Source organism: Streptomyces sp. KL2, assembly GCF_046529545.1.
In the GTDB taxonomy this organism is placed as follows: Bacteria; Actinomycetota; Actinomycetes; order Streptomycetales; family Streptomycetaceae; genus Streptomyces; species Streptomyces radiopugnans.
This window is the reverse complement of sequence record NZ_CP127170.1, coordinates 707,718-731,428: the sequence shown is the minus strand read 5'-3', so window position 1 is coordinate 731,428 and position 23,711 is coordinate 707,718. Positions and strand designations below refer to the sequence as shown.

Here is a 23,711-nt window from a genome sequence, read left to right as displayed (position 1 = left end):
CGGCGACCGTTCCACCCCGCTTGCCGACCCCCTCGTCGCCGGGGCCCGGCGGCGGGGCGGACAGCGCCGCGACCGCCGTAGGGCAGGGCGCTGAGCAGAAAAGCACCGCGGAGGTCCGAGGCGGTGTGCGGACCTCCGCGGAGGGGTGTGGGAGCCGCGCCGAACGCGCTCCTCACCGTTCCGATGACCGATACGGCCCCGGGCCGGTGGAGGGTGGTGTTCCCGTGGCCCGTATCCGGGTGCGGATGCGGCGGCAGGCCCACGCCGGGTTTCTGCCCGGGGTCACCAAGTCGCCGTGGTGGCAAACCTCTTCGGGGCGGAGGCGGCGGGCCGCCTCCGCCCCGGGGGTGTGCGGGCGCGGTGCGCCGGCCGGGGCCGGGCCGGGCGGTGCCGTGGCTGCACCACCGCCCGGCCCGGAGTCCGTCACGCCGCCGGCAGCGGCTGCGGGTGGTCGTGTTCGCAGGCGTCCTCGATGCCGTAGGCGTCCCACGCGGGGAACGGATCGTGGAGCGGAGCCGCCTCGCCGTCGGTCAGCAGGCAGGCGGACAGGGCGGCATCGAGGGCTTCCGGGCGCAGGTCGGTGCCGATGAACACCAGTTCCTGCCCCTGGCCGTCTCCTGCCTCGCGGGCGCCGGGGGGCTCGAAGCGGGCGACGGAGCCGGCCTGGGACCACAGCCCGGTCACGTGCGGGCGGGAGGCCAGGTGGAAGAAGCCCTTGGAGCGCAGGACCTGCCCGAAGGCCCCGCTGTCGAGGCCCGCGGTCACGAAGGACCACAGCCTCTCGGGGTGGAAGGGCCTCTCGGAGCGGAAGACGGTGGAGGAGATGCCGTACTCCTCGGTCTCCGGTACGTGGTCGCCGTTGAGCTCCATCACCCAGCCCGGTGCCTGCTGCGCCTTCTCCAGGTCGAACAGCCCGGTGCCGAGGACCTCGCCGAGGTCCACCCGCCCGTGGCCGAGGTCCACCCGCCCGTGGCCGAGGTCCACCCGCCCGTGGGTGGCGGGCACGATCCGGGCGGCCGGGTTGAGCCGGGCGAGGGCGGCCCGCAGCCGGTCGGCGTCCCCGGCGCCGACGAGGTCGAGCTTGTTGAGCACGATGACGTCGGCGAACTCGATCTGGTCCATCAGCAGGTCGCTGACGGTGCGCTCGTCGTCCTCGTACTGGTCCAGGCCCCGCTCGGCGAGCCCGTCCCCGGCGGTCAGTTCCGGCAGGAAGTTCGCGGCGTCGACGACGGTGACCATGGTGTCGAGACGGGCGAGGTCGGCCAGGGTGGCGCCGTCGTCGCGGGGGAAGGCGAAGGTGGCGGCGACCGGCATCGGCTCGGAGATGCCGCTGGACTCGATGAGCAGGTGGTCGAACCTTCCCTCGCGGGCGAGGCGGTCGACCTCCTCCAGCAGGTCGTCGCGCAGGGTGCAGCAGATGCACCCGTTGGTCATCTCGACCAGGCGTTCCTCGGTGCGCGACAGAGCCGCCTGGCCGCCGCGCACCAGGGCGGCGTCGATGTTGACCTCGCTCATGTCGTTGACGACGACCGCCACCCGCAGGCCCTGGCGGTTGGCCAGGACGTGGTTGAGCAGGGTGGTCTTGCCCGCGCCGAGGAACCCGGACAGGACGGTCACCGGCAGCCGCTGGTGTGTCATGCCGTTCTCAGTCCTCGGGGCGAAGCAGGCCGCGCCGGTACGCCTTGACCAGGTGCTGCGGCACCAGGTGGGAGGCGCCGTCCACGGTGATCGGCACCAGTCGCGGGGTACGGGCCTTCCACTGGGCGCGGCGGTGGCGGGTGTTGCTGCGGGACATCTTCCGCTTGGGTACGGCCATGGCGAACCTCCGGGTGTGTGGCTACCGGGACGCTATATGAAAATGAATACCATTACAAACTTCCCCTCGCCGACCCGCGCCGCGACGAGGACGCCGGAGGCCCCGGGTGACCGCGCGGAGGCGGTCGCCGCCCTGTGCTCGTCCCTGGAGTGCCGCCCCGCCACCGCGTACCTCCTCCGTGTGCTCGCTCACGCGGAGACGGCCCGGTCGCTCCTCGGCGGCGGCCGGCTGGAGGATGTGCGCACCGCTCGGCACCGGTCCCTCGGCGACTGCCCCAGGTGCGCTCCGGCCGCGCCGACCGGATTCTGGCCGGACTGCGCGGAGGGCGGCGGGCCTACGCCTCCCGCTCACCGGTCCGTGCCTTGCCGGGCCGGGCCGCCGCGACCGCGATCGGCTCCGGCGTGCCGCCGGCGGTGGCCTCCGGGGCGCTGTGGTGCTCGGTCCTGTCCGGCGCCGTCGGCCTCCACGGTCCCCTGCTGCCCCGCGCCGCCCGGGGCGCGGGGCGGGTCCCGGGCATCACCGTCGCCCGAACGTGAAACAGCGGGTCCGCCGTATCCGGCAGACCCGCTGGCCACAGTGTCGGGACGACAGGATTTGAACCTGCGACCCCTTGACTCCCGGGAGTGAGGGTCAAGGGTATTTTCTGGATATAGCAGACTTAATCAGGGCACGGTGAGTGCACGTGACGGCCCGTCGTGCACCAGCGTGCATGGCGTATGGTCCCCAACTGGTCCCCAACTCACGTCCGGGCTCAGCCTCATACGCCTCCGCGATCCTTCCGAGCGACTTCGAAACAGCGAACTACCCCGCCCGTCGAAGCAGTCTGCCGATACCATCCCGATCCTGGGCTGGGGACTCCATTCATGGGTGTGTGTCAGCCTCATGGCGCTCCATCGCAGAAGAGGAACGAACACCCTGTGAGCATCGCTCGCGTGGACGGGCGGGTCCAGCCTGCCCGCTCCGGTGACCCGAAGCGGGTCGGTCCCTACCGGATCATCGGCCGTCTCGGCTCGGGTGGCATGGGCACTGTCCACGCCGGTCTCGATCCAGCCGGCCTCCGGGTCGCTGTGAAGGTGATCCACCCCTCACAGGCCGAGGACGATGAATTCCGGGCCCGCTTTCGCCGAGAGGTCCAGCTCTCCTCGCGTGTGCACGGGCCGTGCCTCATCCCGCTTCTCTCAGCAGACCCGGATGCCGAGAACCCCTGGCTGGCCACCGCCTACGCGCCCGGGCACACCCTCGACCAGCATCTCGCCGCCCACGGAGCACTCACCGGCGCAACCCTGTACACCTTCGCCACCGGCACTGCCCAGGCCCTCGCCGCAATCCACGCCGCCGGAGTCGTCCACCGCGATGTGAAGCCGCAGAACGTCATCCTCACCCCGGCCGGCCCCCGGGTCCTGGACTTCGGGATCGCTCACGCCGCCGACGGCACCTCCGTGACCCGGACCGGTGTCATGACCGGCACTCCCGGGTGGATCAGCCCCGAGCACTACCGCACCGGCACCGCCGGCCCCGAGGGCGACATGTTCGCCTGGGGCACTCTCGTCGCCTACGCAGCCACAGGGCGCCTGCCCTTCGGGACCGGAGCTCCCGACGTGGTCGCCTACCGCGTCATGTCCGAAGAACCCGATCTCGACGGCCTCCCCGACGAACTGCGCGAGCCCCTGACGAAGGCGCTCGCCAAGAACCCCGCCGAGCGAATCCACGCCGAAGCGGCGGCAGAGGAATGCGCGCGACTCCTCGCCCGTCAGACGACCCAGATCCTCGGCACGGCCGCCGAACCTGAGCCGACGCGGATCAGTGATCGCCTCACCACCACGTGGAACCTCCCCAACATGGAAGACCCCGCCTGGAGCCTTCCCACGCCCCCGGCACGCAGGCGCGCGCTCATCACCGCCGCCGTCAACGCAATCGCCATCGCGGCCGTCTCGGGTGGAATCGTCGCCTTCTACAGCAGCAGCAACCGTACGGACGCGGACCTCTCGTCCGGCCGCACCGCACCTTCGACACCGTCCACCGAGACATCCGCCCCGATTGGCGCTTCTGGAACCACGACTGCCGGCACGCCTGCGGAGACCCCGTCCGCTCCTGTGGTCGATCCGCGGACCATCAGGATCCCCAAGGACCCCCTCGCCGGAGTCACCAATCCTGCCTACACACGAGCCGGCGAGGAAACGCAACCACACCCGGACGAGTGGAGTGCGAGCACCATCGCCGGCAGCCCCGAAGAGCATGACACCGAGAAGGCGATTCGGGACCGTATGACGTCCATGCTGGCCACCAAGGGCATGGACTTCATGAAGCCCACAATCACGTTCAACCAGCGTGCACAGACCGTGATGGTGACCGGTGGGCCGATGCCGCAGCTGCCCGAGAACCATCAGGAGATGTTCCGCAGAGCCGGCGAGGTGGCGGCCTGCTCCGCCCTCGCGCACCGCCTCAAGAACGACCCGACCACCTGGCCGTACGGCCGCTTCGCCATCTACTGGAAGACGTCCGACGGCGATCTCGATGCGGCAGCCCTCGGCTATGGCGAGGCCACTGACGGCTGCATCTCAGAAACAGCCGGCCAGTGGCACGGAGACGAGTCCGGCATGGTCACGGCCGAGATACCCAGTAGGGACAGGGCGGAGATCCGCGTCGCCGAGGCCACGGTCAAGGCCATCGTCTCCACCTGGAACACCAACACCACCGAGACGGACGACGACCCCATCGCACTCAACGATGGCATCAGCCTCGGCTTCGACCCCGTCGAAAAAGCCGCCTACATCTGGACCGACGACCCCAATAACCGCTTCACCAGCCGCGCCTCCCAGTCCAACCTCACAGAGGCCGTCGAGAAGACCGTCTGCCGCAAGCTCACGCTCGAATTCCACAACAACAAGAGCCGGGAATACACCCGCTGGGCAGTCGCCGTCTACGACGCGTACACCGGAACGCGCCAGTTCATCGGGTCAGGTACCTGCCCGTCGTGAGTGCCGCCAACCACCTGGGTGGCGGCACACTGACCAAGTACGAGGGCACGCCCCGCAAGATGGTCCGTTGTCGCCGCAGTGGCTGTGCGCCCTGCCGAATTCGGCGTGTAGCGAGCGCCGATCCCCGCCCAGGAGCGTATCGCCTGTGGCGAGCGGCTGACCGTCCTTCGATACACCAAAATCCGAGCCTTGAGCACACCCGGATGTGATGGGCAGCACGGCACTTCGAGGTGGCGCTCCAGGACCCGAGAGTTACCGAGGTGTACTTTGTCGGGCCGGTGCCGTCGATCCGTGGATGGTGGCAGGATGCCTTCTCATGGCAACGAGAGATGGCAGGGATGAGGCGTACGTCGTGGGGCTGTGCAACCGGATTCTCGGTGAGAGTGCACTACTGAGGTTGAACTCGTGGAGTCGTAGGGGCTGACGGTCCTTGATCCCTGCGATATGCCGGTGGAATGCGGTATCCACAAGGGAGACTGTAAGACGTTCGGTGTAACTCCCGATCAAGGAAGATGCGCCGATGACCAGCGAGAACGTGACCGAGCCCGAGACCGCCGAGCCGGGTAGGCCGCAGCCGTCGAAGGCCGTGGACAACCAGCTGATCGACGAGTTGGTGGGGCGGGCCCAGGCCGAGGGCCTGCAACTGACCGGCGAGGGCGGGCTGCTTCGCCTCGCTGGAGTTTTTAATCTTGATCAGTTGGCGAGTTCGAGAGCGGCTACGGCTCGAGTGAGGCGGCGATCCGGGTGGTGCTGTATCGGAGCTTCCGCAGGGTCCGCCGGCCCTTCAGAACTGCCATGGCGCGTTCACCGAGGCTGCGAACCTTGGCGTGGTCCTGGGTGTGAGGTCGGTGCCGGCCCAGCCACCCATCAGATCGGGAAGACTCAGCAATCGCCGTGACGGCACGGGGGGAGTGCGCCGTGGAGATCACCGTCCAGTGGATACGGACGTCCTGGACGAAGGGGTCCCGGGGAGGGGAGGCCGCCTCGCGCAGGAACGCGGCCCCGGTCGGCTTCGCTCTCCCTCCTGCCGGGACCGGCACCTGCGCACACGTGGTTCGCATGCATGAGCGTGACGGCTTCACGCCCCATGCCACGTGGGAAGACCGCGACAGGGTCGATGTCCGGTTTCGGGAGGCCGGCGGAAGGCTGCGGGTCTTCCCGCGGGTGCAGCCTCTGTTCGCCCTGCCGCCTCGGCCGCGGCGGCCTCCGGCGGTGCGGCTCGGTCCCGGCCAGTGGGTGCGCTGGCAGCTCAACTACCGCTTCAGTAGTGCGCTGGGTATCCGGGGTTGGTCGTACTGGCTGGACACGTTCAACATCGCCTACGGCTCGGTCGAGGCCGATGTGTTCCTCTCCACGCCCACGGTGATCGTCGACGAACAAGGGCCGCTCCGATAATCCCATGTCCTGGCGTCGGCCACGACCGCGGACGGCGTTGCGTCACCGAGGCCGGACTCCGTTGCTCGCCCTCACGGAGTTCTTGCACGGCCCCGCCGAACGTGAGCGAAGCCGAGACGGACGGGCAGGCGACGCGCCGGCGTTCGCGGGGCGGCGAAGCGCAGGGCGGGACGGGGACGTCGGCTGTCCCGGTTGAGGGTTTCCGAATCGTCGGTGCGGAGGGGGCGTACCGGGTGGGCTCGGTGTCAGTGGCGCCGCATACGGTCTGCGCATGGTGGATCAGAGGTGGACGGGTGTACGTCGGCGCGTCATGGCGTTGGGCGCCCACCTGGCGGCCGACAGCGAGGTGTTCGGGGCGCACGGGCATGGATGGGCCTTGGAGGAGCCGCTGCGTGAGGATGAGCTTGCCGAGCTCGAGGCGCAGCTGGGTGTGCGGCTGCCGGAGGAGTACCGCACGTTCCTGACCTGTGTCGGCGCGGGCGGTGCGGGTCCCGCGTACGGCCTGTTCCCGGTGCGGCGCGTGCAGGGCCGGTGGCGCTGGGAGGGCGACGGCGCCGACCTGGCGGATCTGTCCATGCTCGCCCGGCCGTTTCCCGAGCAGGGGCCGGATCCCAAGATTGTCGAGGCTCTCCTCGCCGAGCGTCCCGAGGAGGAGAACTTCGAGGAGTTCGACGACGCGTTCGAGGCGTGGGACGAGCGGTGGGGCGCCGTCATGTTCGCTCCCGAGCGCACCGCCGGCGCGATCGTGATCTGCCATCTGGGCTGCGCCCTGCGGCAGTGGCTGGTCGTCAGCGGCGAACACCGCGGCACGGTCTGGTCGGACGGGCGGGCGGACGATGCCGATCTCGCGCCGCTCCTCGATGCCGACGGGCAGCCGGTGACCTTCGCCCGCTGGTACATCGACTGGCTGGAGAAGGCCGAACTCGCGGTACACCGGGCGTCCTCGAATGCCTGACACCGGTTCCCGCTCCCACGCGAGCGCCGGCACCGGCGTCCCGGCGGTGCGCCGGCCGACGGGTCCGTCCGCCTCCCACCGTCGCTCCGGGCGCGATGGGCACCGTCACGGCCCGGCCGCTCCCGAAGTGCTCCGTACGACCACCGACACCCCTGGAGGAACCGTTGTCCTCGTCGTCCTCGCTCCATGACCTCGCGACCTGGGAGCCGCTGCTGCGGCTGCTGCGGGCCGACAACGCGGAGCGCCTGGCCGCCCCGGGCGGCCAGGTGGCGGGACGCATCGGCCGCCACGGGTGGAGTGTGCCCCTGCGGTGGCGGCCTGTGCCGCCCGGGCGGGCCGCCCAGGTCGAGGACAGGCAGGCCGAGTACGACGCGGTGGAGCGGGTGCGCAGCGCGCTCGCGGACGCCAACGCCGAGGAGATCTCCTTCGTGGCGGAGATCTCCCCGGCCGGAAGGGCGGTGCTCCACCTGCGTGGTTCCAGCCCCGCGGTGGAGGCGGGCCTCGGCCCGTACCCGGGCTCGCTCCTCCTGGTCGAGGACGCCGTTCCCGAGCCCTGGCGCCGCCTGCCCGACCCGGTGCCCGGGGCGGCACCGGCCCCGTCGGCGGACCCGGCGCTACTGGGGCGGACGCTCCGCGAACGGCTCCCCGACGCCGTCGGCGCGACCGAGGCGGAGATCGCCGCCGCACAAGCACGCCTGGGCGTCGCGCTGCCCGAGGAACTCAAGGCGCTCTACCGGGTGGTCCGGGCGGGCTGGGAGGACTGGGACGGCGACTACGAGGCGGCCGAGCGCGTCTCCCGGGCGGTCGGCTGCGAACTCCTCGCCCTGGAGCACCTGTGCGTCGCCGACGTGCGGTCCCGCCCGTGCCCCTGGGAGTTCGCGGCGGTGAAGGCCGCCGTCACACCACCGGACGCCGCAGTGCAGTGCCTGGTCGGCTCGCCCGGCTGGATCGTCTTCGGCGACAGCGGCGGCGGCGACCTGATCGCCGTCGACCTGACACCGGGCCCACGCGGGCACACCGGGCAGGTCATCATGCTCGACCACGAGCAGAGCATCGGCGCCGACCTGCTCGCCGACTCCCTCACCGATTTGGTGGTGAACGGGTACGGCGAAGGGCGCCGCGGCCCGCGCGGGGACCAGCCGCCGGCCGTGGCCCGGGTCAACATCCGCGGTCTGAGCAGTGTCGAGGCCGCCGCCCACCCGGAACTGGAGGTCCTGTCCATCGGCGTGTGGGAGGGCGAGCCGCTCAGCCTCGCCCCCGTCACCGGACTGCCGCGCCTGCGGACCCTGACCGCCTACCCCGGCACGCTCGCCGACCCGCTGGAGATCGCCAAGCTGACCGGACTGGAGTTTTTGAAACTCGGACCGCGGCAGTGGCGCGCCCTCCTCGACGCCCGGGCCGTACCGCGCGGCCTGTCGGCCGCCGCCATCGAGGTCCACGGCGACCAGAACCCGCTTCCGGTCGTGGCCCTGGCCAACGAACTCCTCGCCCTGTGGGACCGCCCCCCGATCACCCGGACCGTCCTGGAGGGCCACCTCGGCCCCATGGAGTGATTCACTGGTGGTCGCGCAGAGACGGCTCGAACAGGGAACTCGCGCGACGCAGGATGCCCCCGGCCAGGGGGCGAGGACGCCGACGAAGTCGGCTTCGCCGTCCTGCCCGCGGGTGATGCGGACGGGTTCGGTGTCGGGCCTCCCCGGCGCTGCCCTGTGCAGTCCAGAACCTGACCGCTCCCACGCCCGCATCACCGACCCGGTCAAAGCGGTCCTCACTCTCCACTTCGCCACGCAGGTCTGGTGGCCGTTGACGAACTCGCAGACGATGCCTTCGATGCCGGACTGGGTGGCGTAGAGTTGTCTCAGGTGGAAAGGTTCCGCTGGTCGGCGTGGTTACGGGCCTGGAGTCCGGAGACCACTGCCCGCGCGGACGTCGATCTGTTCCGAACCTTGCTGAAGTACGCCCCCGCATCCCGGAAGCGGGCGCCCGGCAACTGGGAGTTCGTTGTCTGCGGCTGCGCGCGGGGCTAGGCATGGCTCGTGGGCGTCCGCGGTGTCTCTACCGAAGCCCGGTGGTCGCCGCCGCGGGCGGTGCCGTAGCGGCTTCGCGGCCCGCACCGGGACCGAGGCCGCCCGCGCGGTGCTGGGGCGCAGGCTCCGCTGGAGGGGCTGGTGTTCTGCCGGCTCGACGGCTCGCCGCTGCGTCCCCAGCAGGTGCTGGTGACCCTGCGCCGCCGGGCCGCGGAGATCGGTCTGCCCGGGATCGGGGTGCACGACCTGCGGCACACGGCCGCCACGATCATGATCAGCTCCGGTGTACCGCCGGCGGTGGCCTCCAGGACGCTGCGGCACTCGACGCTGTCCACCACGGTCAACCTCTACGGCCACCTGCTGCCCCACGCCGCCCGGGACGCGGCGCGGGCCCTGGGCCGTGCACTGGAGCGCGCCGACCGCGACCACGGGCCGACCGGAGCGGCTCAGGCCGCGTGAGCTGCGGCGCCGGACGGTGACGGGTGACCGGCCGACCTGAGCGGCGGCGTCACCCGGGCATCACCGTCGCCCGAACGTGAAACAGCGGGTCCGCCGTATCCGGCGGACCCGCTGGCCACAGTGTCGGGACGACAGGATTTGAACCTGCGACCCCTTGACCCCCAGTCCAGCAAGATCACTTGTTCTCAGGTGATTTGGCCACTATTGGCCGCGCACATCGCGAGGTATCGCGGGTGCCGTGCCACGCCGCGCACGACGTGTGGTCCCCAGCCGGTCCCCGCCCGCGGACGGTTCGCGGCACTGCCTCGGTTTCCTCCAGGACGCACCCAGTTGCCAGGAAGGCACAAGCCCTGTGGCTTGCCGCACTTGGAACCGAGCATGAGCGCCTCGCGATGGCGCGGTCGAACACCGCTCGACGTGGCCCGCCCGCCGCCTACTTTTCCCCATGGCTGCTTCTCTCTGGCTGCGGCGTGGGACCGCGCACCTAGCGCCCGGCCCAGCCGGTCCTCCTGCGCGCTGTCGAGAAGGCACAACGATGGTGCCTGGGCTACCCATGGCGCCAGTCGTCGCAGACCCTTTCGACGGCTGCATTGCCGGCGGTTCACCCCGCTCGGGCGGAGCTGCCGCCGGTCCACGCGAGCGGGGCGGCGGGCTAGGACCTCCGGGCCTCGGTGCACACGCGGCTGCGGAGCGGGCGGGTGCTGGGGGCTGGGGACAAGATGGCGTTCGAGAGGGTGGCCCAGAGCGACCTGGGGGCGCCCCGCCCCACCCAGACGGACGGCCAGAGCTCGGTCGAACACGGCAGACAGGCAAGGGGGTTGCTCGGTGTCGGGGTCCTGAACGCCGACGATTTCCGGCTCAACCAGCTCATGGGCAACGCGGGCGGCTCGGCTTCGGGGAGCGGCGCGGCGGCGCACGGCGCGGGCTCGATGCCGCTGCACAATCCCAAGTTCGGCTCGGTGCTGGTGCAACTCGGCCTGGAGTGCGGGTGGTGATCCGCATGCCCCTCCCGGCCGCCGGTCGCCCCCTGGCCACCCGGCCCACGGCCGTCACGGACCCGGGCGACCACTCGGGGTTGCGGCTGACGGCGCTGCCGCCCCCGACGGGGCCCTGAGACGGGCGCTAGCCCGTACGAACAGAACCGGGCTCGCCGAAGGACCGCCCCCACCGATAGGTCGGCGAGGGCAGTCCGTCATATGGCGGTCTCCGTCATGAGGAGGTCGGTTCCGTGTCGTTACTTCCCCTGGAGGGAAAGGCCCTCCGGGGAGACCAGGCCCTTGACCGGGTCGGCGCGGAAGGTTGCGACCCAGGCCACAGGGTCGCAGCCCTTGCCGTTGGGGTGTTCCTCGGTCAACTGGGCCTGCTTGGTGTCCTTGACGGGGCTGCCGCCCTTCACCGGAGTCACGGTCAGTTCGACCGGCAGCTTCTTCGCCCCGATGTCCTGCGGAAGCCGCACCGACAGCCGTCCGATCGGATCGCTCGGGTTGCCGGACGCGCGTTCCTCGCACGAGCCGTCCACGCAAACCCGGATCATCGCCCCGCCGGAGCCCTCGAAGTCGGCCGGGCGCCAGACGACGGAGACCTCCGAATCCATGTCGGCGAGCGTGCAGTTTCCGCTCTGCCCGGATGCGCACCCGGCCAGCGCGGCGACTGCCACCAGTGAGAGGAATACCCTGCGCATGTCAGCCCCTCGCCACCGTGCCGGGGAGCGCCGAGTGGGCGAGCCCGATGTCGGTGAAGACGAGGTGGCAGGGGTCGAGGAGGCCGCCGCTCTTGTCACCTCCGCCCCCACCTCCACCGGAGATGATGCCCTTCGCATACGCCCTGCCCTTTCCATCGACTGTGTAGACGGGCCCGCCCGAATCACCCTTCCTGACGCACGCGCTTTCGGTCTTCTTCGCCACCACCATGTTCCTTGCGACGGTTCCCGAGTCGTACTTCACGGTGGCTTGCGTTCCCGTCACCTTCCAGCCACACCGTTCCCCGGTGACCATGCCGCCGGTGCAGACCTTGTCGCCCTTCTGGGCCCAGCGCTTCCACCGGTCGTGCACGCCCCGTGACTTCGTCGACCGTTCGCCGCCGCGGAAGATGCGTGCGGCGGCCTTCTCGGGGCCCAGGACCCGGTAGAGAGCAAGATCGCCGGCGAAGTACTTCTGGCCGGCCAGCTTGACGGTGCCCTTGCTGTTGTTCCAGTTGTCGCGGACCACGGGGCCGATGTAGTCCTTTTCGCTGGGGTTCATGATGGCGCCGTTGCCGGTGGTGCAGTGGCCCGCGGTGAGCATGTACCACTTGCCGTCGCTGCGCCAGGGGAAGCCGGCCGTGCACCAGGTGGTCTTCGACGTCGTCAGGTAGGACTTGATCCGGGCCCCTCCGTAATACGGGGAGGTGTCGGAGTACCGGTCGGCCGGCTCGATCGTCTCGACGCCCGCGGTGAGGTGGACGGCCACCGTGTCGGTGCCGTACCGCTCGCCCAGGGCGGTGACGAGTGCGCTCCCCGCATCGGGGGTCTGCACCACGACGCGGTTGCTCTCGGCGTCCACGAAGGCCGCGTGCAACCCCGTCACACCAGGCAGCTCCGCCTCCGTGAGCAGGAGCACCTCGTCGCGTACCGACTCCAGCGCCTCGACACTGCGCTCCACGATCTCGGCCCTCGGCGCGACCTGCTGGGTCACCGTAGGGGCCGACGGGTCGGGGGCCTGCGGTGTGTCGTCGTCCTCCATCTCGTACGACTCCTCGCCCGTGGTCTCCTCGTCCTCGTCCGCCGGGAGCGCGGGGACCTCTTCGGGGGCGTCGCTCTCCTCCTCCGGCTTGGCGGGCTCGGGGAGTTCCTCGCCCGGGGTGTCCGTGCCCTCATCGGCCGGTGCCTGCCGCACATCGATCGGTACGGTCGCCTGTGCGACGGCCGAGGGGTCGGCCACGGGAGCGATCAGGTCGCCCGAGGTCTGGTCGATGTACGGCGGCGCGAAGTCCGCGGGCGCCGCCGCGGCGCGGGCCTGGGCCAGCTCCAGGGCGTACGCCTGGGCCGGAGTGGACTCCTCGCTGCCGTCCCCGAACCCGCCGTCGATGATCTCGACACGGTCCACGACCACCGCGACCGGCTCGGCCTCCGGCGGGGTGGGGGTGCCCCCGAAGCGTGCGCCCACCTGCCGGCTGCCCTTGCCGGCCAGGGATGAGGTGTCCCACACCAGCTTCGGAGCCACACCACCGGTGAGCGGCACCGGCCAGGTGACCGCGGTGCCTTCGGCGGGGTAGGTCACCTGGGCGGCCGGTATGACCTCCCACGGGTCGGCGGCCGAGGCGCGCTGGAGGAAGGTGACGTTCTTAAGGGACGCCGGAGCGGTGACCGCGAGATCGACCGAGCCGACGAGGACTTCACCGTTGGCCGGAGCCGTGACCGCGGCGGTGCCCACGTGGAAGCGGCGCTCGCGGGGGGCCGAGACGTTCCCGGCCCGGTCGGTCGTGGTGACGAGGAGGGTGTGGCTGCCCGCCGTGGCGGGGGTGATCCTCAGGTCGGTCGCCCCGCCGTTGATGGCGAGGGAACGCGGTGTGCCGCCGCCGAGCGTGTAGGAGAGGCTGACGGAGTCCGTGCCGTCGGGAAGGACGGTGAACGTGCCGACCTGACCCGGTGCGCCGGACCAGGCGTCGGCCGGGTAGTCCGTCGAGCCGACGGTCGGAGCCCCGGGCGGGGTGGTGTCGACGGTGAAGCGGAAGTGGGCGGTCGGGCCGCCCTTGCCGGCGCTGTCGATGCCGCGGACGTGCAGGTACCAGACGCCCTCACCACGCGTTGCCGTGTGCGTGGTGCCGGTCGTCTCGGGCTGGGTGTCCGGCACGGTGTCGGGGTGCTGGTCAACGACGATGCTGTAGCCGTTCTCGGCTCCGGCGGCCAGGGCGGTCCAGGAGACGGACAGGGCGCCGCCCCGGTAGGCGCTGGTCTGGTCGGGGTGGGAGGACGAGCTGATCACTGGGGCGGGGGGCAGGGTCCGGTCGACCGTGAAGGCCCGATGGGCGGCGGTGGAGGACCAGTTGCCCGCCTTGTCCTTGGCCCGTACGTGGAGGTACCACGTGCCGTCGGAATCGACCGTGACCGTCCGGGAGGTCTCCGTCTGCACGGTGCCGGTGGTCGGCGGAAGGGTCCCGGGGCTGCGGTCCACGGTCACCGCGTATCCGGCCACGCCGGAGACGTCGGTGGGCGCCGACCAGCTGAAGGACGCCGTCTGGCTCCCGTAGGGGCTGTCCGGGATCGGATGCGTGGTCGACTGGAGGTTGCCCGGTGCGCCGGGCGCGGTGGTGTCGACGTTGAAGCTCAGATGCTTGGTGGTGGACCACAGGCCCGCCCCGTCACGCGCCGCGGCGTGCACCCACCAGGTTCCGTCCGTGCGGCCGGTCCACTCGACGGCAGTGCCGGTCTGGGTGACGGTCGTACCGGCGGGCGTGGCGGGGTTCTGGTCGAGCTTGACCGCGTAGCCGGTGACCCCGCTGGTGTCCGAGGCCGAGAGGGCACCTCGGAAGGTGGTGGCGTTGTACCAGGCGGTGGACGACGGGTGGGTGGTGGAGGTGATGACCGGCACCGTGGGTGCCGTGGTGTCGACGGAGAAGGTCCGCCAGCCCGACCAGGCGCCGGTGTCGGTTCCGTCCGACGCACGGGCACGCCACTTGTAGCCGCCGGCGGGCAGTGCCGCGGGCCGGTGTGTCGCCGTCGCGCCGGAGGCCACGGACGTGGACGTGCCGGTCCGCAGAGGTGCCGACCCGTTGGCCGTCCAGATCTCGAAGGCCAGCGTCAGCTGCTGTGCGTCCGCGTCGGTCGCCTTGGCCGAGAGGACCGGCCGGGTCTCGGCCGTGGCCGTACCGGTGGCGGGCGAGACGAGCGCCGCCGTACCGGGCACCGTGTTGTAGGTGACGGTGAGGGAGGGTTCGTACGTGGCGTTGTGCGACCCGGTCGTCTGGTTCGCCGAGTGGTAGCGGCGCCAAGTCAGCGGGTCCGTCTCGTCGACCGCCGCGATGCGCACACCGTGGTTCGGCTGCCCGTCGGCCCAAGCCTGGACGATCGCGTCGATGTCCCAGTTGACGTGGCCCGCAGGACAGGCGCTGCTGTAGCCCTTGGCCGCTTTGGAGGTCACCGCCCCGGCGGTGGTCGTGGTGGGCTGCGTCGACCAGGAGACGGCTGCCGGGTCCCAGTCGGAGGTGATCCTGCGCACCTGGTTGCCGGAGTTGTCGGTCTGGCAGGTGGAGGAGTAGTGCGAGTAGAGCCGCAGGTCGGTGTCGATTATGCGCTTGCCCGCGTACTTCGCCACGTTGAACTTCAGGAAGGAACGCGCCTTCTCCGAGCCGTTGTACGTACCGGTCTTCAGCTCGCTCGATCCGCGCTGGGAGGTGAGATAGTCGTCGTACTGGATCCAGGTGTCCGTCACCGGCCCCATGAGCGAGTCGGTGGGATCGATGGTCACCGGGTACTTCAGGTCCGGATCGGACAGGAAGGACGTGTCGGGCTTCAGGACTAGAACCTGGCCGGAGCCCTCGGCGTCCTTCTCGACCACGACGTCGATGGGAGCGAGATCCCGGTGCTCCCCGGAGGCGGACTCCTTGCCGGAGCCCCACATCACCGGAAGCGGAGCGGCCGCCACGACCCGGCTCCTGCCGTCCTCCCAGTGCAGGCGGTGATCGGCGGTCTCCTTCAGCGTCAGCCCGTCGGCCTTCACGGGCAGCCGGAACGTCACCGGCTTCTCGGGGCGTTCCCGCAGGATGACGGAGTGGGAGAACCCTTCCTTCAACGCGGTGACCACGAGATCCCCACCGTCGACGGCGTTGTGGTAAAGGGCCGTTGAGCCATCGAGCTCCGGCTCGGGAAGCCGCTCCTCCCAGCCGATACCGAACGACCGGCTGCCCCGGGAGACCGTGGCCAGCGGATCTTCGGTGCCGCCGCCCGAGAAGGCGATGTCGGCAGCCGCGGCCTTCGGCTTCACGACCCCGTTCTCGGCAACGAGCCTGGTGTCGGCCGGAGTCCAGCCGCCACCGGGCTTCTTCACCCGGATCGGCCCGGTGAACGTCTGAACTGTCGTCGTCCCGTCGGCGTTGGCCCACGTGGTGGTGGACTCGGTGCGCTCCTCGACCAGTTCGACGCGCTGCTCCGAGGTGCGCATGGCGGCTTCTTCATCTGCAGCCGCGGCCTTCGGTGCGCCGGTGGCACCGGGGGTGTCTGGGGTACCTGGGGTGTTGGCTGAGGCGCCGGAGGTCAGCAGGGGGATGCAGACGGCACAGGCCAACAGGGCTGCGACCCAGGTATATCGCGGTGGACGGGGTCTTCGCCGTTCTCCAGCGGAGCCAGAAGGTGCGTGAGGGGACGTCTTCAATGGATTGCTCTTTTCAATGCATATAGCCGGGTATCTTCAGTGGGATGATCATATAAATTCGAGGTGAGGGTGCAGCCCAACAGCGCTGATGAGCACGGTGGATGAGTGGCACTCACGCCTCATGGGCGGGCCTGGTGAGAGGCGGTGTCTCACGCGAGGCGGCGGCGACGCAGGACCGTCGCCGCCGTTTTCGTTTTCGGGTCGGTGCTGGTGTGATTCACCTTGGCTGTACGGGTGATGGCGCGGGTGCGCACGGCGCCGTCACCTCTTCGGGCCGACGGCCAGACCCGAGGGCTCAGCTCTGGCCGCCCGGCCCTACCGCTCGTACCCGCTGTCCCGCCCTGCTGCTCCTCGGCCTTCTTCCACGGACTGACGCCGAGCTTTCTGGTCGTTCCCAGGCCGAGGCCCGGGATCACCGGGGCGGCACCGGCCTTGGCCCGGACCTGTACGTAGGGCACGTTCACCGGCGTACCGGACTTGGTGGTGTTCCGCCAGACCAGGCCGGCGGTCGCCGTTTCGCCGGGGCCGAGCGTGACGGGGCGGCGCGGCTCGTCGGGCCCGGTGCCCGTGGTGATCTCGCCGCTGCCGTCGAGGATCTCGATGCCGTCGGCGGGCTTCATGCCGTGGTCCAGGAGCTTCATCAGGGGGTAGCCCTGAACGGTGTAGTCACGCGTACCGCAGTTCTCCAGGTGCATGCCCACGACGCGCAGCCCCATGGCCGCGTCGCCCTTGTCGGCGCTGACCCGGATGCCGGAGGCGGGGCACGTACCCGGTTCGGCGGGCGCCTCGCTCGCGGGGACCTTGGTCACTTGGAGCGCTTTTGGCCCCGGTTATCCGTGGCGTGCCGGGCGGCAGCGCTTCTGCCCGGACCGTGCCCCGCACGGTCTTCCCCGGCCCGACGTCGCGCACGGTCGCGGTCTCGTTGGCCATGGCTCCGCCGTCGTCGCTCATGAAGGTGATGATGACAATGTAAGTCAGGCTCCCTGGGCCCTCGTTGGCGACCTCGAAGTCGGCGCTGGCCCACGCGTCCGGGATGAGGCGATCAGCGGAGACCGCATATTCGTGACTGGGAGAGGGAGAGGTCGAGGCGGAGGCTGACGGGAGGGTCAGCGAAGTGATCCGTACGCAGTCCTTCCCCGGATCGTCGACCTGCGTGGAGGACGACGGTCCGGCCGCGTCGGGAGCCTCGGCGCCTCCGGTGTCCCCGACACCCGCGCGCTCCGTCCCGCAGGCCGTGAGCAGCAGGGCGGTCATGGCGAGGGCCGCCAGGAAGGGGGCGGGCCGGGCGGCCTTGGTGTAGGGGGGTGGAGCGGAAAGGTTCTACGCATCGGGTCATCCGATCAGGGCCCGGCCCCTGCGTGTGTGATGGAGGGCACAGTTCCGGTCACAACACTGTCACAGGCGGGGGAGATGGGGCGGCTCGGCAGTGCGGGGTGAGGCCACCGGCCGGTGCCCGAAGGATCTCGGTGCGAAGCCCGAGACGGCGGCGATCTGCACGGTCACCTACGAGGGGCTCACGGGTGGAGTGGGATGTGTCCGTCGGGGAGAAGGGCTGGTCGGACAATGTCGTGAAGTACCAGGCACGGCCCCGCCAGGGTCTCCTCACCCGCGACGGCCTGGCGCACGGGATGTTCGGGAACAACTCCAGCGTCGGCGACCAGCTCGCGGAGGGGCGGGTACTTCATTTTGCCGGTAGGTTCGCCCGCGACCGATGCGCCGAGCCCTCCGCACTACCAGTGCCACCTTCACCCGCCTGAAGCGGTGACGGACCTTCGACTGCGGCCTGCCAGCATCTCGGGTGGACCGTCGCCGCCGTCCGGCATCGGGGCCTCCAGGGGAGTGCACTTGTCGCCTCGACAAGGGATCTCCGCAGGTCAGGGCGGGTGTGGGAGGGGTGGTGGTCGCGGGGTGATCGCATGGTGCGGCCGGACGGGGCGGAGACTGGGGGTGAGGGTTCTTCCGTGTGGTGGCTGGTGGTGATCGTGATGCGCGGGACGGGTGAGCGGGGGCGGGTGTACCGGCGGTGCGGGTGCCGGGACGAGCGGCGCCGGCAGCTGGGGGCGCGGTGCCCGCGCCTGGTGACCGATCCCGGCCACGGCCGGTGGTCGTTCGCGGTGGATGTCTTCGATCCCGGGCGCCGGCGGGCGGCGGTGCGGCGAGGCGGGTTCTCCGGCCGGGAGGAGGCTCGGGTGGCGCTGCGCCGGTTCCTGGCGGGGAGGAGGCCGGGTTCCGAGCGGATCCGAACGAGACGGTGGCCGACTACCTGACCGGCTGGCCGGCGGCCAAGGAGATGAGCCTGAAGCCGACCACGTACGCGCGCTACCGCGACTACGTGCGCAACGATCTTCTCCCGCATCTGGGGCGAGTGCGGCTGGATGATCTGGGCTACGGGCACACCGCCGCCTTCGCCCGCGACCAACTGGCCCGCGGCCGGGGCCGGGTCACGGTGCACCGCTGCCTGGCCACGCTCTCCAGCGCGCTGGGGGAGGCGGTGCGGCACCATCGATTGCCGGCCAATCCGGCGCGGCCCACCGTCATCCCGCGCCCGGCAGCGGCCGAGCGGCGGATCTGGACGGTGGAGGAGGCGGCCCGCTTCCTCGCCCATTGCCACGCCCATGATGGGCTGTTCGCGGATCTGGTGGAGGTGCTGATCGGCACCGGGATGCGCAAGGGTGAGGCGCTGGGGCTGCGGTGGGCCGATGTGCACCTGGACCAGGGGGTGCTGCTGGTGCGGTGCACCCTGTCGGCGGTCGACAACAACCGCCTGGTGCTGACCGCGCCGAAGACCCGGTCCGGCCGTGGCTGGATCGCGCTGTCCGACCGGGTCGTCCAGGCGCTTCGGCGTCGCGCGGCCGCGCGGGGTGGGGAAGGAGGCTCGCAGGGCGGGCTGGTGTTCCACCGCGCCGACGGCCGGCCGCTGCATCTGCAGCACGCGCTCAACCACTTCCACCTGCTGTGCGAGCGGGCCGGAGTGTCCAGGATCGCCCTGCACGACCTTCGGCACCTGACCGCGACGATCTCCCTGGCCGGCGGCGTGCCGCTGGTGATCGTGTCCAAGACGCTGCGGCACTCCACTCTGTCGACCACCGCGAACGTCTACGGTCACCTGACCGCGCAGGCCGCCCGCCAGGCCGTGGACCACGTCGGCCAGGTCCTCGACGAGGCCGGACCGGTACCCCGCCGGCCGGCTGCGACCACCCCGCGACCACCATGGGACCGGGACCGGGACCGACCCGCCGAGCGGGTGCCCTGGTTGACCGGCGGCCGAGGAAGCGGCGGAGGTGCTGCGACCACCCTGCGACCACCAGGGCCCGGAAACGGCGAAGGCCACTCCCGCCGTCCGGCGGAAGTGGCCCTGCGACCTGCGATATCGCTGGTCGGGACGACAGGATTTGAACCTGCGACCCCTTGACCCCCAGGCGCGTGCCAGCCCGCGGGCCACCGCATGCGGACTGTGCCGGGACGGCCTGGGTTCTGCTCTCTGTGACACGGACGTTCACCGACGTACGTGTCCGTTGATGTCAACCGTTGATGTCAGGGCGCCCGCCCTGCAGCGCTTGATTCCCAAATCATCGCGGTAGGCGTTTCTGTAGATCAGATACCTTGTGGAACACAGCCTGCCGTTTGGCTGAGCTGGGGTTGTTCGCTGCTGTGCGTACCGTGCGGTCCCAACTGGTCCCAGAGGTTTTGTAGATCACAGGTGGCTGACCTCACCGTTGCTGGGCAGTGGGTACCGGTATGCGGTCGGGACCAGCACGTCGCGCGTTGGCCTCCATTCCTCCCAGATGCGCCAACGTCCGCCCGAGCAGCGCAATTCGCTGTCCATCCTGATCTGGTCGATGACTACCAGGCAGGTGGCGTTGTCCTCCGCATGACGCACCTCGCCCTCGGTGAGGTCGATGGCTTCGCGTTCTGTAGTGCTGCCCTTGACCTCGATGTGAAGCTCTGTTTCGTCTCGGCGTGCTGTTACATCCCAGGACTGACGATCGCCAACGTCTTCGGTCTCGTAACCGAGTGATGAGTAATGACTCATTACCAGGCTTACGGCGTAGCGTTCGATAGCCCGTCGGCGAGCGGCATTCTGTTGCCGCCCGTACCCGCTGCGACTCCGGTTGCGAGGTGTTGGCTTATCGGATACTGGTGGGGAGTCGGGTTCATGCGGCTCTGATGCTGCGGTCTGACGGAGCTCGGTCAGTTCCGGGGTCGCCTCCACCAGCAACCTAGGCCACTTGGTCAAGTAGCCTTGAGCTGCCCGTATGGGACGCGACTCGGAAATAGCGAACGGGAAGTAGACCGGCCCTTCTATTGAGGCGGCGAGAGTGTCTCGCACCTTCCTCACTTCAGGTTCCAGCTCCCGCAAACGTTCCTGCGTCAAGGGGCGCTTTAGCTGGTGGTAGCCGCCGAGTGGCGCCTGCCAAGCAGGCTCGGGACCCGAAGGGGCGCGCTGACGGCCGTATGTTCCTCGACTCTGCCATGTAATGCTGGATGAGAACGGTTCACCAGTGACTCGTGAATAGCCAACGATCCCCGGTCCATGATTCTTGTCCCAGTGCAGTACCAGGTCCCCCGGCCGTACGTACTGGACGAGCGAGTAGGACCAGTACTCGGCACCACTGTCGTTGACCTTCGGTGCGTGCAGGTTGGTGCCAATGTCCGGCCTATTCGTGATCTCCAACCAATACCGCTCGCTGGGATCTCCAACCCACCATCTGTTGATCGGCAAAATTCTCCCCCAGTAGTGACCAGTGCTCTGTCTCATCCTGCCAGACCTGCCAAGTTCAGGAGGCCACTCCGGGCGCCTGGTGTTCGCAGCAAGGGACAGCTCGACTCGCAGTTTCGTAGAGGATGTGGTTAACCGAGGTCGCAAAGGTAGCGAAGAGCAGGACGAACGGGGCAGGTACGCGTGGCTGGCGCTGAGAGGCCGTGGGCGGGAGCTGTTATGAGACGGGAGATCGGGGTCCGTGCGCCAGATGCGCACGGGCTGGCTCCTCACCTGACTGTAGTGGCCCGACCCGAGCCTCGGCCGTGGAGGCTGGCACAGTCAGGCCGGGGCGACGGGTAGCGCTTCGGTGTGCAACCAGGTGAAGGTGCGGTCCGGCTCCAGATACGCCTCACCCCAGTGGATGGCGTGAATGCCGTTCTCCGGGTCGGCGGTGAAGAACACGCACACGAGTTTTGTGGTGGCTCCGAGTTCTTCGAATATCTCGTGGAGCTGCTCGTACTCGTCGGTGGTGAGGCTGTCGTCCAGGGGGAAGAGCCCCTCCTGGGCGTCCGGTCCGTGCCCGATCAGCATGCGTCGGCGTGTGGTGGACGCATCGGCGGGCAGTCGGGCGCGGTGGAGAGGGGTCGGACGGTTCGCGTACTTGAAGGGGAAGAGCGCGTGGTCGTTGACGACCGCGTAGTCGTAGCCTCGCACGTCGCGTACCGCCCCGCCGAGCATGAGCGCTGCTTCCGCCAGTTCCTCGCGGACTGCCTCCGCGAGCGTGGCTCCGTAAGGACTTCGCTTCTTCAGGCCGGCGGTCAAGTGTACTGCGTGTGCTCGCACGTGCGCGCGTGTCAGCCGTACCGGCACCGCGGCGGTAAGTTTGCTGGCCTGCTTCCCGAACCGTTGCCTTGCCCATGCCGAAGGTGTCACCGAATCGCCGTCCAACCCGGGCATGCGACGCACGCTCCTTCCCCTGGCCGCTGGTCTCCGTTCTGTGTGACAGCTACGCGAAACGCACGCAAGGAGGCGATTTGGCCAGTGCGGGTCAGCCGCAGACTGCCTGGACCTGACGGAGGAGGTAAGGCCACTGCCCGGGGACACCGCTGTACCCCGCGCCGCGGAGGGTGAGCTGCAGGGCCTTCCTGAGCGGGTGGGGGGACCGCAGGATCGCCTCGTTGCGCTGGGCGAGGCGGTGGAGTTCCTCGGGTGTGGGGAGCCGATCGCTCTTGGCGCCGTTGCACGCCTGGTGGGCGGGTGCGAGGTTCCAGATGACATCCAAGTCGGGGCCGCGCCAGGCGGACACCTCACCGAAGCGCCGCATCAGCGAGTGCGGGAAGACGTGGTCGACGGCGGTCCCGTCGTCGGGGGTGATGGGGTCGGTGCAGATCAGGCATCGGCCGTGCTGGAAGCCGATCAGGGCGTCGGCGACCCCGGTGACCGAATGGCGGCGGCGCTTGTCCATGAGCCTCAGCGTGGCCCAGTCCACCGCGACGCCCTCGGTGATGAGGCTGCGTCCGACGCCGGCGGCGAAGGAGCTCTCGACGATGCTCCACCGCGCGCCCAGCTCGGCACGCAGCCCGGCGGCCTGCTCGGACCGGGCGACCTGGCGCAGGTCGGAAGTCAGGCGCACGATCCGCCGGCGCGGGCCGCCTGCCAACTCGTAGAAGCGGTGGGCCACCTCGGCGCCGCCGCCCAGGTTGTGGAACTTCTGCATCACCATCGCGGGCATGGAACGCACCGCGGCATGCAGGAGCAGCTCGGTAGGGCGGCCCAACGTGGTGGACTCCTCGGCCTCCTGCCGGGCCACGGTCAGGAAGTCCGACTCTCCCAGTGGCGCTCCGGATGGTGCCTGGGGTGCTTCGGCCAGGTGCGCGACCAAGCCCATGGCGTAGGGCACGGCGAGTTCGTCCAGCGTCACCTCGGTGCGGTCCTGGGCGGCGTACTCCAGCAGCGCGGTGCCGAGGGCGAACTTGTAGGTGCGGGTGTTGGCGCCCATCAGCACCGCCAGTCGCCAGGAGGTCCGGGCGCTCGGCTCGACCCGGTAGAACTCCACTGTCATCAGCCCCTCCCCACCTCAGTGCGCCACTCAGAGCGAAAGACCAGCGTGCTCCAGCGCACCTCCGCCCGGCCCAGCCGGTCCGGCCCCTCCCCACGGTGTACCACCGCCAGGCCGAACCGTTCGGCCAGGGCGACGGTTTCATCCGCGGACACCGCGAACATCCGCCGCCCGATCGGGGTCGGCCCGTGCCGCAGCGACATGGCCACACATCCTCCGGGCGCGGTCAGCTCGGCCACCCGCCGCATGCCCTCGACGCGCTCTTGCTCGTCCAGGTGCATCCACACTGCGGACAACAGCACCAAGCCGAAGGGTCCGCGCAGACCGGTCAGGGCGGGCAGGGCGTCATCGACCCACTTGACCGGCGCGCCGGCGTGGAGGCGCTGCCCGATCCGCCGCAGCTCCGGGGTGGGCTCCACTGCCACCACCGCATAACCGCGCGCGGCCATCGCGGCGGCGTCCCGACCGCTGCCGGCACCGATGTCGACCACCCGCCCCGGAGCGGGCGGCAGCCACGGCAGAAGGTCTCCGTGCACGCCCTCGAACGCCACCCCCTCGTACCGAAGGGCCAGCGCCTCGGCGTCCTCCCCGTAGCCCACGGTCCCAGGCAGTCGAGCCATGCCCGTAGCGCCTCCTCGCACCTCAACCAGACAGCTTCGTACGCCGCGCACTACGGCAACCAGCCCCAAGCTGCCACACTCCTGTGACAACCGCTTTAGGAGTTCGATCACTGGGCTGTGCGCCTTGCCCGGCTCGCGTGTTCCCGACAGCTCCAGATCCTCATCCGGCTGCCGTGGTCTGCTGCTGTCCGGGGGCGTTGATGTCACTTGGTGATGTCGGACCGCCCCCTACAGATCAGAGCCAACGTGCATGGCCTGACTTGCCGGTCTACTGATCACCCCTTCCGTTGATCAGCGGACCTGAAGAGGCCCACGGCTCTGAACAGTTCAGATGCCGTGGGCTTCTGTCGTTG

Annotated in this window: 17 protein-coding genes; 8 read left to right on the top strand and 9 right to left on the bottom strand. The window is 70.0% G+C overall.

Annotated features, from left to right (window positions below; all coding sequences use genetic code 11):
- Positions 1-423: 423 nt before the first annotated feature.
- Positions 424-1,638, bottom strand: a complete 1,215-nt coding sequence (locus QPK52_RS03305) for a GTP-binding protein (RefSeq protein WP_410535490.1) — start codon at positions 1,636-1,638, stop codon at positions 424-426.
- Positions 1,639-1,645: 7 nt separating this feature from the next.
- Positions 1,646-1,816: a 50S ribosomal protein L32 gene (rpmF, locus tag QPK52_RS03300; RefSeq protein ID WP_410535489.1), complete on the bottom strand. Its 171-nt coding sequence runs from the start codon at positions 1,814-1,816 to the stop codon at positions 1,646-1,648.
- Between the two features lie 278 nt (positions 1,817-2,094).
- On the opposite strand from rpmF, the gene QPK52_RS03295 reads away from it, so the two are divergent.
- The 7 genes from QPK52_RS03295 to QPK52_RS03265 all read left to right on the top strand — a co-directional run bounded on the left by QPK52_RS03295 (position 2,095) and on the right by QPK52_RS03265 (position 10,625).
- Positions 2,095-2,352 (top strand): hypothetical protein, encoded by a 258-nt coding sequence (locus tag QPK52_RS03295; RefSeq protein ID WP_410535488.1) that lies wholly within the window; start codon positions 2,095-2,097, stop codon positions 2,350-2,352.
- A 381-nt stretch (positions 2,353-2,733) separates the two neighbouring features.
- Positions 2,734-4,794, top strand: coding sequence for a serine/threonine protein kinase (locus QPK52_RS03290; protein WP_410535486.1), 2,061 nt, complete (start codon positions 2,734-2,736; stop codon positions 4,792-4,794).
- Between the two features lie 918 nt (positions 4,795-5,712).
- A complete protein-coding gene (locus QPK52_RS03285) occupies positions 5,713-6,189 on the top strand; it encodes a hypothetical protein (RefSeq protein ID WP_410535484.1) in 477 nt (158 codons plus the stop codon).
- Positions 6,190-6,460: 271 nt separating this feature from the next.
- The gene (locus tag QPK52_RS03280; RefSeq protein ID WP_410535482.1) at positions 6,461-7,144 is read left to right on the top strand and encodes an SMI1/KNR4 family protein; all 684 of its coding nucleotides are present in this window, start codon (positions 6,461-6,463) and stop codon (positions 7,142-7,144) included.
- A gap of 164 nt (positions 7,145-7,308) precedes the next feature.
- Positions 7,309-8,697 carry an SMI1/KNR4 family protein gene (locus QPK52_RS03275; RefSeq protein WP_410535481.1) on the top strand — a complete coding sequence of 463 codons (1,389 nt, stop codon included), beginning with the start codon at positions 7,309-7,311 and terminating at the stop codon, positions 8,695-8,697.
- A 603-nt stretch (positions 8,698-9,300) separates the two neighbouring features.
- Complete coding sequence (locus QPK52_RS03270) at positions 9,301-9,630, top strand: tyrosine-type recombinase/integrase (protein WP_410540174.1); 330 nt, start codon at positions 9,301-9,303, stop codon at positions 9,628-9,630.
- 719 nt (positions 9,631-10,349) lie between these two features.
- Complete coding sequence (locus tag QPK52_RS03265; protein ID WP_410535479.1) at positions 10,350-10,625, top strand: hypothetical protein; 276 nt, start codon at positions 10,350-10,352, stop codon at positions 10,623-10,625.
- A gap of 239 nt (positions 10,626-10,864) precedes the next feature.
- Here the strand turns inward: QPK52_RS03265 and QPK52_RS03260 are convergent, their stop codons facing one another.
- The 3 genes from QPK52_RS03260 to QPK52_RS03250 all read right to left on the bottom strand — a co-directional run bounded on the left by QPK52_RS03260 (position 10,865) and on the right by QPK52_RS03250 (position 16,786).
- Positions 10,865-11,311 (bottom strand): lipoprotein, encoded by a 447-nt coding sequence (locus tag QPK52_RS03260; RefSeq protein ID WP_410535477.1) that lies wholly within the window; start codon positions 11,309-11,311, stop codon positions 10,865-10,867.
- A gap of 1 nt (position 11,312) precedes the next feature.
- Positions 11,313-15,767: a DNRLRE domain-containing protein gene (locus QPK52_RS03255; RefSeq protein WP_410535476.1), complete on the bottom strand. Its 4,455-nt coding sequence runs from the start codon at positions 15,765-15,767 to the stop codon at positions 11,313-11,315.
- Positions 15,768-16,126: 359 nt separating this feature from the next.
- Entirely contained in the window at positions 16,127-16,786 is a 660-nt protein-coding gene (locus tag QPK52_RS03250; RefSeq protein WP_410535474.1) for a DUF4232 domain-containing protein, read from the bottom strand.
- A 1,442-nt stretch (positions 16,787-18,228) separates the two neighbouring features.
- Between QPK52_RS03250 and QPK52_RS03245 the strand changes: the two genes are divergently transcribed.
- The gene (locus QPK52_RS03245; protein WP_410535473.1) at positions 18,229-19,389 is read left to right on the top strand and encodes a tyrosine-type recombinase/integrase; all 1,161 of its coding nucleotides are present in this window, start codon (positions 18,229-18,231) and stop codon (positions 19,387-19,389) included.
- Positions 19,390-19,671: 282 nt separating this feature from the next.
- Here the strand turns inward: QPK52_RS03245 and QPK52_RS03240 are convergent, their stop codons facing one another.
- From QPK52_RS03240 to QPK52_RS03225, 4 genes are all read right to left on the bottom strand, one after another.
- Positions 19,672-20,736 (bottom strand): protein NO VEIN domain-containing protein, encoded by a 1,065-nt coding sequence (locus QPK52_RS03240; protein WP_410535472.1) that lies wholly within the window; start codon positions 20,734-20,736, stop codon positions 19,672-19,674.
- Between the two features lie 282 nt (positions 20,737-21,018).
- Positions 21,019-21,501, bottom strand: coding sequence for a hypothetical protein (locus QPK52_RS03235; protein WP_410535471.1), 483 nt, complete (start codon positions 21,499-21,501; stop codon positions 21,019-21,021).
- Positions 21,502-21,727: 226 nt separating this feature from the next.
- Positions 21,728-22,741, bottom strand: coding sequence for an HNH endonuclease (locus QPK52_RS03230; RefSeq protein WP_410535470.1), 1,014 nt, complete (start codon positions 22,739-22,741; stop codon positions 21,728-21,730).
- Entirely contained in the window at positions 22,741-23,358 is a 618-nt protein-coding gene (locus tag QPK52_RS03225; RefSeq protein ID WP_410535468.1) for a class I SAM-dependent methyltransferase, read from the bottom strand. Before QPK52_RS03225 ends, QPK52_RS03230 begins: the two co-directional genes overlap by 1 nt.
- Positions 23,359-23,711 lie beyond the last annotated feature (353 nt).

What these genes read in the sequence shown, in the direction of transcription:
- QPK52_RS03305 (WP_410535490.1), bottom strand. Translation starts at nt 1,638, where the DNA reads ATGACACACCAGCGGCTGCCGGTGACCGTCCTGTCCGGGTTCCTCGGC.
- rpmF (WP_410535489.1), bottom strand. Translation starts at nt 1,816, where the DNA reads ATGGCCGTACCCAAGCGGAAGATGTCCCGCAGCAACACCCGCCACCGC.
- QPK52_RS03280 (WP_410535482.1), top strand. Translation starts at nt 6,461, where the DNA reads ATGGTGGATCAGAGGTGGACGGGTGTACGTCGGCGCGTCATGGCGTTG.
- QPK52_RS03265 (WP_410535479.1), top strand. Translation starts at nt 10,350, where the DNA reads ATGGCGTTCGAGAGGGTGGCCCAGAGCGACCTGGGGGCGCCCCGCCCC.
- QPK52_RS03260 (WP_410535477.1), bottom strand. Translation starts at nt 11,311, where the DNA reads ATGCGCAGGGTATTCCTCTCACTGGTGGCAGTCGCCGCGCTGGCCGGG.
- QPK52_RS03255 (WP_410535476.1), bottom strand. Translation starts at nt 15,767, where the DNA reads ATGCGCACCTCGGAGCAGCGCGTCGAACTGGTCGAGGAGCGCACCGAG.
- QPK52_RS03240 (WP_410535472.1), bottom strand. Translation starts at nt 20,736, where the DNA reads ATGAGACAGAGCACTGGTCACTACTGGGGGAGAATTTTGCCGATCAAC.
- QPK52_RS03230 (WP_410535470.1), bottom strand. Translation starts at nt 22,741, where the DNA reads ATGACAGTGGAGTTCTACCGGGTCGAGCCGAGCGCCCGGACCTCCTGG.
- QPK52_RS03225 (WP_410535468.1), bottom strand. Translation starts at nt 23,358, where the DNA reads ATGGCTCGACTGCCTGGGACCGTGGGCTACGGGGAGGACGCCGAGGCG.